Consider the following 12176-nt stretch of genomic DNA (forward strand, 5'->3'; position numbering starts at 1 on the left):
GACAGCGGCCGGCACGAGCGGCCACAGGGGCCAGGTCACCGACGCAGCCCCTTGCGCTCAGCGCGGGACATCCGCTTCGGCTGAACGCGCTTCCGGACGACCGGCCGGGGCCGGGCCTCCTCCGGGGCCTGGGAGTCCTCAGCCCGCGCGTGCTGCTCCTCCGCCTCGACCAGGAGCGCCCGCTCCTCCCCGGTCGGGGCGTGGATCACCTGGACCTGCCCGGCGTCCCCGGCGTCGTCGACCCGGGCCAGCGCCACCAGCTCCGCCGACATCGGGACCAACTTGTGGAGCCGACGCAGGGCGCTCTTGGACCACGCGGCGTTGAAGTCCCGGTGCCAGAACGAATCCTTCGCCCCCGAGTCCTCCGCCCGCTGGTACGCCTTGCTGTACTCGTCCCGGATCGCCTCAGCGTCCTCGCGGGACAGCATCACGACCGCGGACCGGGCGCCCGACGTCATCCACGTGAAGGCGTACGCCAGGATCGGCGCACCCCGGTCCGCCTTCGGCAGGTCCACGCGCGGCTTGTGGACGAAGTCCAGCGGCGCGGGCGCGGTCGGCTCGTAGCTCCACTCGTCGCCCTCGTGGATCAGGCCGACGTGCACCGACCCGACCCGGCCCGACCGGTACATCAGATCGACGTAGCCCTGGTACATCGGGATGAACACGGCGAACGGACCCTCGGCCACGATCACCGCGTGGCGACCGTCCGGGACCAGCCCGAAACGCGCGCAGGTCAACAACGACTGGAGCAGGGACGCCGGGGTGCAGCGCGACAGCGACGGCAGCAGCGCCCGCACCGCGGCCATGAACGACCCGGTGTCGACGTGCGACGGGAGCGCCTGGGTGAAGTCATCGGCGTACCGCTCCAGCCACGACATCACCGTGTCCGTCGCCGCACCGCTCTCCACCTGCTCGGCGGCGCGCAGCTCCTCCGGCGTGGACCCCTCGACGACAACGGCCGGCACGGCCGCCGCCTTCTCGGTGGGCTTGTCCGACGTCGCCATACGGACGCGGTCCCTCAGAGTGCTCAGAGCCATGATCAGATCCCCTTCGCGGGCACACGCAGGACGCGGGCGCGGTAGCGGTTGTAGGTGTCGGGCTTCTCTGCCTTGAGCCGGTCGAGGTCGATCGCCTCGACCATGTGCGTGTACTTCGCGGCCACTTCGGGCTCCGCCTCCGCGAACCGCTTCCCGCCGAAAGTCCCGTTGGCCTTCCACGACCACGCGGCCTTACCGCCCGCCATCGCGATCTCGTTCTCGCCCGTCGCGATCCGCATCTCGTTCTCGACGGTGCGGATCTCCGCAGCGAGCGCCTTCTCGCGCTCCTTGAGCTCCGCCCGGACGGCGCGCAGGTCCTTGGCCTTGGCGACGTCGACCTCGGCGATCGTCTCGGCCTTGACGGACCAGAGCTTCGCGAGGAGATCGGTCGTCGCCTCGTAGCCGTCAGGGTCCGGAGGGAAGCCCTCGACGACGTGCCGCTGAAACCACCGGCCGCAGTAGTCGACGAGCCACTCGATCATTTCCTCGTCGCGCTCCAGGCGGACCCACCGGAACTTGTTGCCGCCGACGAGGGCGGCCACGAAGCCGTGATCCCAGCCCCCGACCGCCATACCCCAGTGACACTGAACGGCGGGGGCGTCGGGAACGGCGCCGTCCTCCCAGTCAGCGGCCTGGTACTCGCTGCGGCTCTTGAGCTCCAGCACCCCGGACGCCGGGCCCGGACGCTCGAACGTCAGCCGGTCGACGTTCACCCGCATCCAGTCACGGTCAACGTGCACCAGGGTCCCCGGGGCCTCCGCCGTCGCGATGCCGGACCGCTTGGTGAACATGTGGGCGAGGAACGGCTCGATCTCCGTACCGATCTCCGCCGACTCGTTGCCCTCGAACGTCGACCGCCCGTGCTTCTCCTCGTAGACGTGCAGCGGGGACGTGTACTTGGTGTTCCCGAGCCCGAGGATTCCGGCGACGTTCGAGCCGCCGATACCGCCCCGGCGGGCCTCGTGCCACTGCTCCTCGGTGGCGTCGGCCGGCAGGAGCAGCCGGGCAGTCGGGGCGTCCGCCAGGCCCCGGGGGGCGGGCGTCTCACCCAGGTCGAACAGTGCGGGGGTCAGGAGGTCAGACACGGCGGGTCTCCCGGGCGATAGCGAGGCGGCGGAGACCCGCGAGGGCCTCGATCTCGGCGGCGGTCCTGACGGCGTCCACGGAGGTCCACACGGCCGTGGCCGGGTCCTCACCGCGGTCGACGTCGACGAGGGTCCGGTTCACGCAGGTCCGGAACCAGTCCGGGCTGCTGGACGCGAGGGCCCGGCGGAGGGGGACGACCCCGATCGGCATACAGGCGAAGCGCAGCACCGGCACGGTGACGGGGGCGTTCACTTGCCCGCCCCGTCCATCGGCGTGCGCTGCGACGGCAGAGCGCCAACGAGCTGCTCGCGCGCCTTTCCGGCGAGGGGGTGCTTGAAGATGCCGCACGGGCGGCACTTGTCCGGGTCGTGGGGAGCAGTAGGGTTCGGGTTCACGGTTCCTCGCTTGTTGAGTGGGTGAGGTTCCTGACGGCTCCGGGAGCGGCACGAAGGCCAGGCACGGCCTGCTGCTCCCGGCGTCGCCGTCGAGGTCAAGAGGCCCTGCGGGCACGCCCGGAGGCCGGCACGATCGAGGCCAGCGCAGGGCGCTCGCTCTCTCCGGTCGGGACCTGACGGCTGTCGTCCTGCGGGTCAGCGGTGCCGACCTCGGCCAGGAGCTCCTTCACGCAGTCCGGGACCACCGTGTGCATCTGCTGGATGAGCGTGATCTCGCACAGGCAGAAGACCGCCGGGGCCTGTCCGAACTTCTGGCGGGGCAGGCGGCTGACGTTGTCCTCCAGCCACGACGGCTTGCAGCCCAGCAGGGCGGCGGCCTCGTCGTAGGAGTAGTTCCGTACGACCTCGCACCGGCAGTAGGCCCGGGGGCTCATGCCGCAGCACCACGCTGGGCCGGCACGACGGCGGACGGCAGTGCCATCCCGTCGACCAGGTCATCGAGCGTCGTGCCGTACGCCATGGCGTACGCCGCGAGCGTCGCCAGGGTCGGGGTCGAGCGGCCGGAGAGAGACCTGGAGACCGTGCACTCCCGGACCCCGGTGCGCACCGCGATGTCGTACATCGTGAGGTCGCCGGCAGCTTCCGCTTTCTGTGTGAGGACGTCGGCCCTGAAGCGCAGAGGCTTCTTCATCGGCCCTCCTTCTGATCTGCCTTGCTCGCGCGCAAGTCTTGCGCGCAAGCAAGAAACTAGATCAGCTCTAGCTTGCGTGCAAGCCAGACACGGTCAACCGTCCGTAATACTTTTCTCGAAGGGGTCGCAGGTCACAGCGCTACGACCAGTTCAGATCACCAAATATGCGCCCCCACCTGCACCAATGCACGCGCGCAAGCCGATGCAGCCTTGCGTGCGCGCGCGCTAGCCTCCACGCATGAGCACCGTGGAACACACCCCGACTGGCCCAGGCAACGCCGCGGCGCAACGCTTTGGCGCCCTCATCACCCGCCTCGCCCACGAGGCCGGATACGACGTCTCCCCTGGATCCGGCGGTCGTTCCGCGCTCGCCCGCGACGCCTGCATGAGCGCCTCGTCCGTCGGGAGGATGCTCGACGGCAAGACCCTCCCCATGCCAGGCCAGCTAGAAGGGCTGGCGCGCACCGTCCACGCAGACGTTCGAACGCTCCTGGTCGCCGCAGGGGTGATCTCAGACGCTGCGTGGCCGAAAGGCGCAAATCCGGATGTACTCTCAGGCTCCGCACCGTCATCACCTCCCTCCCCAGAGGTAGTAGCCGACATGTGGGGCCTCACCGATTCGATTCGGGAGATGTTCGTCGGCAGCGCCCAGCACGCGATCCGCCTACAGAACCAGGCGAATGCCCGGCGCACAGAGCAGCAGGGCCGGGGGGAGGCTCTAGGAAGGGGGTAACCGGCAATGCCTCGCACGACCGCTTTCGCGTCGATCACCGGCTTCGCCGCGGGGGTCGCTCTCACCATCCCTCTCGCCGCACTCACGGAGGGCCCGATGGCCGACCAGATAGTCCCCACGATCGTCCGCACCACCGGAGCGCTCTGCATCCTCCTCGTCGCCGGCAGAGTCTTCCGGGTCTGGCTGAACGAGGCCCACGCCCGCACCTGCCAGGAGCTCCGGGCCGCCGCAGAGCAACGCGAGGAATTCCAGAAGCAGTTGGACGCCCGCACGGCCGACCTCGCACGCCGCGAGGCACGGCTCGCCTGGGTCCTCGCAGCCGCCGACGCCCAGCACAGCGAAGCGCAAACCGCGCTGCTGCAGGAGACCGCCGCGCGCATGAAGCTGGAAGCCGAATACGACGAGCTCGCGGAGGACTACAACACTGTCGTCGCGAGCAGCCTCCAGCAGTCCGCAGCCCTGTTCCGGCCGCGCGAGACCCGCCCGCCCCCGCCCGGCCGCGCGCCCCTGCTCCCCATGCCGCTCCCCGTGCGCCTCAAGGACGTCCCACGGCCGAAGATCGAGGACGCCAGGCGGCACGACCGGCACGACCGCGCGACGTCCCCGACCTAGCGCCCTTACTCGTTCGCAGCGGCCTCGACCCGGCCCCCAACAGGGTTGAGGCCACAGACCCGCAGCGCATCCGTCCGGGCCCGCTCATACGCAGCCCGCACCGCCTCGCGGTCCAGGCCCCACGCCTCAGCCTCCGTCACCGGCTCACCAGGCACCCACTCCGTACGGGTCACCGCCGTCTCGTCGGTCCACCCGGGCTCGAAGTCCCACACCCACCGGCCCACCGGCTCAGGCGCCCCGCTCCCGGCCGCGCACTCCGTGCCGTCCCCCGCATACCGGACCGGCCCCGCACGCCACACCCAGGCCCGCCCAGGGACCTCCGTGCGCAGCCTCTTCGCCCCGCCCGGGACGCTCCGCTGCCACCACTCCAGCGACCACGTCTCGACACGCACCGGACTGCCGGCGCTCTGCGCCCACCCGGCCGCCGCCTCCTCCGCGACCTCCCGCGATACGAAGCCCAGCAGCGCCGACCCCAGATGCGCCGCGTACACCGTCGCCGTCGGCTCCACGGTCGCCGCCTCGTCGTCGTCCAGGAGCTCCGCCCCGGTGTCCCCGCCCAGCGACCGCTCGATCGTCCTCATCGCGTCGTCGTCCGCCACCGGCAGCAGATGGCCGTACCGGTCCGACGTCGTCTTGATGGACTCGTGCCCCAGGCGCCGTTGCACGTAGGTCGGGCTGTGCCCGGCCGACAGCAGCGCCGCCGCGTGAGAGTGCCGGAGGTCGTGGGGGGTCGGGAACTTCCACTCCGGGAGCAGGCCGGCAGCCTTCGCCCCCTTCACCCCGTGCTGCCACTGGTCATAGAACGTCGAGTAGATCCACCGCCCGCCGTTGGGCCCCTGATACACCAACTCGCCCGGCCCCAGACCGAGAACGCCCCGGGCGACCATCCGCCCCCACGTCACCCCGTCGACCCGCAGCGACCTCCGGGACCGCTTGGACTTCGGCTTCCCCAGGTAGAACCCCTTCTCCGTCGACCGCTTCCACGCACGCGCGATCCGCATATGAGGCTTCCCGTCCGGCCGCTGCTCCGGGGGCGTGAGGTGCCTCCGGGCGACCGCGGTGATCTCCCCCCACCTCGTGCCCATCGCGTACTTGTCCCGCACCAGTTGCGCGGCGCCCTCCGACGGCATGTGCGACGCGATGCCCTCGACCTCCGCAGGGGTCATGAACTCCATCTCCTCCCCGCCGCCACCGTCGTCGTCCTCGTCGAGGCCGTCGTCGTCGGACCGGGGCAGGCGCGTCAGGTCGCAGGGGTTCCGCGCCCTCAGCGGAGGCTCCTCCTGTACCGCCTCCTTGAGGATGCTGCTCAACAGCCCGTGGAGGTTCTTCACCGTCTTCGGCGCCATCAGCTTGTACTTCGACCCGCGCCAGACGTGCGTGGCCGCCAGCGCGTTCACCCAGGCCCCCACCGTGGCTTTGCTGAAGTGGTCGGTCGACCGGACGTCGCAGTTCCCGAAGGTGGGCAGGAGGTAGGTCTCCAGCTCCTTCACGATCGATCCCCGGTAGCGGTCCTCGACCCCGGTCCGGTTGGCGATGGACGCGCGGGCGTACGCCTCGAAGACGAACCGCTTCTCGTCCTGCGACCCCGGGGCGATGTACCCCTTGCCCTTCACCCACCCCGTGGGCCACTGCTGGCCGGCAGCGTTCACCGCGTCCCGGAAGACCTCCGCGTCGGGCTTTTCGAGGAACCGCTCACCCTCCCAGCCGCCGTCACGGGCCCCGCCCGCGCGCCATTTCACCCGGTAGCTGGTCGGCTCACCGGCCTCGTTCTTCACCGCTTGCACGTATGCCATGCACGCACGGTAGTCAGTGTGCGCCAGGCGTGCGCCAGGAACCACCAAGCTACCGGGAAGTAGCTGAGCGTTCTTGCAGGTCACTCGCTGTATTGGAGTTGGTGCCCGGAGCCGGACTCGAACCGGCACGCCCCCGAGGGGCAGCGAGGTTTAAGCTCGCCGTGTCTACGTTCCACCATCCGGGCGTGCCGCGCGGCTCCGCGTTTGGCTACCGACCCTAGTCGGGGACATCCCTCGATCAGCGGAACAGTGGCGCGATGTTGTCTTATTTTATTGACCGCTTGAGGGTCCGTCAGGACATCAGGCCAAGCTGACCGCACGCCCGCGTACGATCTTGGGCGGTCCGCGCACCGCATGGGAATGACGGAAAGTCGCCGCACTCGTACGGCCCAACGCGCCAGGTCCGCGCCATGCCTCGCCAGGGCATCCGCCACCCTCCGGTCCGGCTCCGCCCCGGCTCCGGGCCCGGCATCGCTCCGGAGGGGCCGAACCGCCGCCGGGGCCGCTCCCCGCCCACGTCCCCGCATACTCACGATGGGTGACCACGAAGCGGTGGCCACGACTCCGGTCAGGGTCGATGTCATACCCGAGGAGGACGGATCCACGCCCCGATGCGACTCAAGACGGCCACGGGAACGGGCATCGGGAGTGACGACCCGGGCCGATCGGGACGTAACGATGGAGTAAGTCCCCGAGGCATGGCGTCCGTGCCTGCCTCAGCACGGCCCATGCATCCGCATCACCCGAACCAGGAGTGTCCCTGTGACCACCACCCCCACCGTTCACCGCGCCACCGCGGTGGCTGCCCGCGCCACGGAGCTGTCGAAGGTCTACGGCGAGGGTGAGACGCAGGTCGTCGCCCTGGACCGGGTGACCGTGGACTTCCCGCAGGGTGAGTTCACCGCGATCATGGGCCCCTCGGGCTCCGGCAAGTCGACGCTGATGCACTGCGTCGCCGGACTCGACAGCTTCAGCAGCGGTTCGGTGCGCATCGGCGAGACCGAGCTCTCCACGCTGAAGGACAAGCAGCTCACGCAGTTGCGCCGGGACAAGATCGGCTTCATCTTCCAGGCGTTCAACCTGCTGCCGACGCTCACCGCGCTGGAGAACATCACCCTGCCGATGGACATCGCCGGCCGTAAGCCGGACGCCGCATGGCTCCAGAAGGTGATCGACATGGTCGGCCTCTCGGACCGGCTGAAGCACCGCCCGACCGAGCTCTCCGGCGGTCAGCAGCAGCGTGTCGCCGTGGCCCGCGCCCTGGCCTCGCAGCCCGAGATCATCTTCGGTGACGAGCCGACCGGCAACCTGGACTCCCGCTCCGGCGCCGAGGTCCTCGGCTTCCTGCGCAACTCGGTGCGCGAGCTGGGCCAGACCGTGGTGATGGTGACGCACGACCCGGTCGCCGCCTCCTACGCGGACCGGGTCATCTTCCTCGCGGACGGCGCGGTCGTCGACCAGATGATGCACCCGACCGCCGACGGGGTCCTCGACCGGATGAAGGCGTTCGACGCGAAGGGCCGCACGAGCTGACGCCGTCGGCGGCCGGCCCACACGGCCGCCGCACCGGCCGACGCGGGCGCCCGCCGGACCCCGGCCGCCGCCCCCGCGCGTCCCCGTCCACCTTCCGGAACCCATCCCAGGACACACAGACATGTTCCGTACCGCCCTGCGCAATGTGCTCGCGCACAAGGCCAGGCTGCTGATGACCGTGCTCGCCGTCATGCTCGGCGTAGCGTTCGTCTCCGGCACCCTGGTCTTCACCGACACCCTCGGCAACGCCTTCAGCAAGCAGTCCGCCAAGAGCTACGACAACGTCGCCGTCGCCGTGGAGACGTACGCCGGCGGGCACGACGAGAAGACCCCCGGCATCGACGAGGCCACCCTGGAGAAGATCCGGGGCCTGGACGGCGTGGCCTCCGCCACCGGCCGGGTGAACGGCTTCGCCGGGGTCGCCGACCCCGACGGCAAGCTGATCGGCAACGGCTGGTCCAACACCGGCGCGAACTTCGCCCCCGGCGAGGACGGCAAGGACCCGAGCTACGACTTCACCGACGGCTCGGGCCCGGCGAAGAACGGCACGGTCGCGCTCGACAAGGACACCGCGAGCAAGGGTGAGTACCGTGTCGGCGACCCGGTGCGGGTCGCGACCAACGGCCCGGTGAAGGAGTACACCCTCTCGGGGATCTTCACCACCGAGGACGGCGCGGTCAACGCGGGCGGCAGCCTGGTGCTGTTCGACACCCCGACCGCCCAGAAGCTCTACCTGAAGCCCGGCGTCTTCCAGAACGCCACCGTCTCCGCCGCGGGCGGCGTCTCCGACCAGAAGCTGCTGGACGCGATCGAGCCCCTGCTGCCGAAGGACGCCACCGCCCAGACCGGCGAGGCGCTGGCGGACCAGCAGGCGAAGGACATCGAGAACGGGATGGCCGGCCTCAACGGCATGCTGCTCGCGTTCGCCGGCATCGCGCTGTTCGTCGGCGTCTTCCTCATCGCCAACACCTTCACCATGCTGATCGCCCAGCGGACCCGTGAACTGGCCCTGATGCGGGCCATCGGAGCCACCCGCCGCCAGATCAAGCGCTCGGTGCTGCTGGAAGCGGCCGTCGTCGGCACGCTCGCCTCCGTCATCGGCTTCACCCTCGGTCTCGGCCTCGCCACCGGTCTCCGCTCCGCGATGGGCCTCCTGGGCGGCAAGATCCCCGCCGGGCCGCTGGTCGTCTCGCCGACCGCCGTCCTCTCCGCCTTCGCGGTCGGCATCCTGATCACCGTGCTGGCCGCCTGGCTGCCCGCCCGCCGGGCCGCGAAGATCGCCCCGGTGGCCGCGATGAGCAGCGTGCACGCCACCGCCTCCACCAAGTCCCTGGTCGTACGGAACTCCATCGGCGGCGTGATCGCCCTCCTCGGCGCCGCGGGGATCGTCGGCGGCGCCGCGGCCGGCGGCACGTCCGGCAGGCAGCTCGTCGCGGGCGGCGCGTTCTTCGCCCTGATCGGCGTCATCATCCTGATCCCGCTGCTCTCCCGCCCGGTCATCGCGCTGGTCCGCCCGCTGCTGAAGAAGCTGTTCGGCGTCTCCGGGAAGCTGGCCTCGCAGAACGCGGTCCGTAACCCGCGGCGTACCGGAGCCACCGCCTCCGCGCTGGCCATCGGGCTGACCCTGGTCACCGGCATCTCGGTGCTCGGCGTCACGCTCGGCCAGGCCATCGACAAGATGACCACGGACAACATCAAGGCCGACTACATGGTCTCGATGGCCAGCGGCGACGCGCTCGACGAGTCCGCGCTCAAGGCCCTGGCGAAGGCCGACGGCGTCTCCGCGCTCTCGCCGCAGCAGGCGACCTGGTTCGAGGTCGACGGTGGGGGCTACTCGGCCTCCGGCGTCACCCCGGGCGACGTGGAGAAGGTCTTCTCGCTGACGACCGTCTCCGGTTCGCTCGGCTCGCTCGAGGACGGACAGGTCGCGGTCGGCTCCAAGACCGCCAAGACCCACGGCTGGAAGACCGGCGACACGCTCCCGGTGACGTTCGACGACGAGAAGAAGGGGAAGGTGACGGTCGGGGCGCTCTACGAGGAGAACGAGTTCCTCTCGCCGTTCCTCATCCCGAAGGAACTCGCGGACAAGCACAGCGCGTCTTCCCGCCCCGACATCCGCGAGATCTGGATCAAGGCGGACGGCGGCGCGAGCAAGGCCAACGAGCAGTCGATCGTGGACGCGCTCGGCGACAACCCGGCGATGAGCGTCATGGACCGTCAGGACATCCGTGACATGTTCGGCGGCTTCATCAACACCGCCCTGAACATCATGTACGGGCTGCTCGCCATGGCCCTGCTGATCGCGGTCCTCGGGGTCGTCAACACCCTCGCGATGTCGGTGTTCGAGCGACAGCAGGAGATCGGCATGCTCCGGGCGATCGGCCTCGACCGGGGCCGCGTCAAGCGGATGATCCGTCTGGAGGCCGTCGTCATCTCGCTCTTCGGCGCGGTGATCGGGGTCGGCCTCGGGGTCTTCCTCGGCTGGGCGATCGGCCAGACGCTGTCCGCCGACGTCCCCGGCTACGCCCTGGTCATCCCGTGGGACCGGCTCGGCCTCTTCCTGCTCCTCGCCGCCCTGGTGGGCGTCCTCGCCTCGCTGTGGCCCGCCCGTAGCGCCGCGAAGCTCAACATGCTGACGGCGATCAAGACCGAGTAGCCCGGGACGTGGGGACGACGAGGGGCCGGTGCACCGCTGCGGAGCGGTGCACCGGCCCCTCGCCCGTTGCGGTGAGCGTACGGGTCAGGCCTCCCCGCCCTCGGCGGACTCCGTCCAGGTGCGGGAGCGCAGCGGCATCCGCGAGCCGCCGTCGGCCGGCGGGCGCACCGCGAGGATCTGGTTGACGCCGATCTTGTTGTGCTCGAAGGAGAGGGCCGAGGCGGCCATGTACAGCCGCCAGACCCTGGCCCGGCCCGGGGAGGTGGCGCGTACCGCCCGCTCCCAGTTCCGCTCCAGGTTGGCCACCCATCGGCGCAGGGTCAGCGCGTAGTGCTCGCGCAGCGTCTCGACGTCCCGGGCCTCGAAGCCGGCCTCCTCCAGGATGGCCAGGGTGCGGCCGAGCGGGGCCAGTTCACCGTCGGGGAAGACGTAGGCGTCGATGAAAGCGTCGATGCGGTAGGCGTCCTCGTCCTTCTCGGGGCGGCGGGCGATCTGGTGGTTAAGGAGGCGTCCGCCGGGCTTCAGGAGGGCGTAGAGGTCGTCCGCGTACTCCCGGTAGCGGACCGATCCGACGTGCTCGGCCATGCCGATCGAGGAGATCGCGTCGTACGGGCCTGGTGGGGCAGCATCTCCTGTCCGAGCGGAGCCGAGGGCTTGGGGAAGGACGTCCCGGTAGTCCTGGACCCGGATCTCGATCCGGTCGGTCAGGCCCTCCTCGGCGATGCGCTTGCGGGCGTGGGCGGCCTGCTCGCGGGAGAGGGTGACGCCGGTGACCCGGGCCCCGTACGCACGGGCGGCGTGGATCGCCATGGAGCCCCAGCCGCAGCCGACGTCCAGGAGTCGGTCGCCCTCCCGCAGGCCGAGCTTGCGGCAGACCAGGTCGAGTTTGTCGCGCTGGGCCTCCTCCAGGGTCCCCCCGTCCTGCCAGTAGGCGCAGGAGTAGACCATGGAGGGGCCGAGCACCATGGCGTAGAAGTCGTTGCCGACGTCGTAGTGGTGGCTGATGGCCTCCTTGTCGCGGCGTCTGGTGTGCAGCGGGCCGGTGCGGCGGCGCACCTCCTCCGCGGGCGGGGCCGGGGGCGGCCAGGGGCCGGCGAGGTCGAGGAGGCCGCGGGCGAAGGCGCGGACCTTGGGGTCGCGGACCGGGTGGACGGAGTCCTTGGCGTCGGCGCCCCGGTCCCAGAGCAACCCGGCCAGATGGCCGAGCGCTTCGTACAGGTCACCCTCGATGTCGATCTCCCCCGCCACCCAGGCGCGGGCCAGGCCCAGTTCGCCCGGCTTCCACAGGAGTCGGCGCAGGGCGCGGCGGTGGCGGATCACGAGGACCGGGGCGCCGGGCGGCCCCGATTCGCTGCCGTCCCAGGCCCGGATACGGACCGGCAGGGGTTCCGAGAGCAACTCCTCGGCAAGAGCGGTCAGCCGCGACGCGGCGTCTGCCATGGCGCACACCTCCGTGGTGTTTCCCCGACAAGCACAACAAGCAAGGCCGGAACAGACATGCTCGTGGCCCCGCCGCGACACCCCGGTGGCGTGGCGAGGTACACCTGCGTCAACTGTCCTCGCACTCTCCGTCATCCCGCTACCGGGCAACGAAACGGCAAAATACATGTACACGCCATTCATATGGGCGGGAACAGGCC

The 12176-nt window shown here is 70.5% G+C and carries 12 protein-coding genes and 1 tRNA gene; 4 read left to right on the forward strand and 9 right to left on the reverse strand.

Going from position 1 to position 12176, the window contains the following annotated elements; genetic code table 11:
- Positions 1–35: 35 nt before the first annotated feature.
- From ACH4RG_RS23490 to ACH4RG_RS23515, 6 genes are all read right to left on the reverse strand, one after another.
- A complete protein-coding gene (locus tag ACH4RG_RS23490; protein WP_398540188.1) occupies positions 36–1037 on the reverse strand; it encodes a recombinase RecT in 1002 nt (333 codons plus the stop codon).
- Between the two features lie 2 nt (positions 1038–1039).
- Positions 1040–2122, reverse strand: coding sequence for a YqaJ viral recombinase family protein (locus ACH4RG_RS23495; protein ID WP_398540189.1), 1083 nt, complete (start codon positions 2120–2122; stop codon positions 1040–1042).
- On the reverse strand, positions 2115–2375 hold the full coding sequence (locus tag ACH4RG_RS23500; protein ID WP_398540190.1) for a hypothetical protein: 261 nt from the start codon (positions 2373–2375) through the stop codon (positions 2115–2117). The genes ACH4RG_RS23495 and ACH4RG_RS23500 overlap by 8 nt, the downstream gene beginning before the upstream one ends.
- Positions 2372–2518, reverse strand: coding sequence for a hypothetical protein (locus ACH4RG_RS23505; RefSeq protein WP_398540191.1), 147 nt, complete (start codon positions 2516–2518; stop codon positions 2372–2374). Before ACH4RG_RS23505 ends, ACH4RG_RS23500 begins: the two co-directional genes overlap by 4 nt.
- 95 nt (positions 2519–2613) lie before the next feature.
- Positions 2614–2952, reverse strand: a complete 339-nt coding sequence (locus tag ACH4RG_RS23510) for a hypothetical protein (RefSeq protein ID WP_398540192.1) — start codon at positions 2950–2952, stop codon at positions 2614–2616.
- Positions 2949–3209, reverse strand: coding sequence for a helix-turn-helix domain-containing protein (locus tag ACH4RG_RS23515; RefSeq protein WP_398540193.1), 261 nt, complete (start codon positions 3207–3209; stop codon positions 2949–2951). Before ACH4RG_RS23515 ends, ACH4RG_RS23510 begins: the two co-directional genes overlap by 4 nt.
- Before the next feature lie 238 nt (positions 3210–3447).
- Between ACH4RG_RS23515 and ACH4RG_RS23520 the strand changes: the two genes are divergently transcribed.
- A complete protein-coding gene (locus tag ACH4RG_RS23520; protein WP_398540194.1) occupies positions 3448–3942 on the forward strand; it encodes an XRE family transcriptional regulator in 495 nt (164 codons plus the stop codon).
- Positions 3943–3948: 6 nt separating this feature from the next.
- Positions 3949–4554, forward strand: coding sequence for a hypothetical protein (locus tag ACH4RG_RS23525; protein WP_398540195.1), 606 nt, complete (start codon positions 3949–3951; stop codon positions 4552–4554).
- Positions 4555–4559: 5 nt separating this feature from the next.
- Here ACH4RG_RS23525 and ACH4RG_RS23530 read toward each other — a convergent pair whose 3' ends face one another.
- Positions 4560–6347, reverse strand: a complete 1788-nt coding sequence (locus tag ACH4RG_RS23530) for a tyrosine-type recombinase/integrase (protein WP_398540196.1) — start codon at positions 6345–6347, stop codon at positions 4560–4562.
- Between the two features lie 99 nt (positions 6348–6446).
- Positions 6447–6532: transfer RNA gene (locus ACH4RG_RS23535), tRNA-Leu, on the reverse strand.
- A 577-nt stretch (positions 6533–7109) separates the two neighbouring features.
- Between ACH4RG_RS23535 and ACH4RG_RS23540 the strand changes: the two genes are divergently transcribed.
- Together ACH4RG_RS23540 and ACH4RG_RS23545 are read left to right on the forward strand one after the other, a co-directional pair.
- Entirely contained in the window at positions 7110–7880 is a 771-nt protein-coding gene (locus tag ACH4RG_RS23540) for an ABC transporter ATP-binding protein (protein ID WP_097867229.1), read from the forward strand.
- Between the two features lie 121 nt (positions 7881–8001).
- The gene (locus ACH4RG_RS23545) at positions 8002–10536 is read left to right on the forward strand and encodes an ABC transporter permease (RefSeq protein ID WP_397921185.1); all 2535 of its coding nucleotides are present in this window, start codon (positions 8002–8004) and stop codon (positions 10534–10536) included.
- A gap of 84 nt (positions 10537–10620) precedes the next feature.
- Here ACH4RG_RS23545 and ACH4RG_RS23550 read toward each other — a convergent pair whose 3' ends face one another.
- The gene (locus tag ACH4RG_RS23550; protein WP_397928251.1) at positions 10621–11976 is read right to left on the reverse strand and encodes a class I SAM-dependent methyltransferase; all 1356 of its coding nucleotides are present in this window, start codon (positions 11974–11976) and stop codon (positions 10621–10623) included.
- Positions 11977–12176: the final 200 nt, after the last annotated feature.

This window comes from Streptomyces sp. NPDC021019 (assembly GCF_044333295.1).
Classification (GTDB): Bacteria; Actinomycetota; Actinomycetes; order Streptomycetales; family Streptomycetaceae; genus Streptomyces.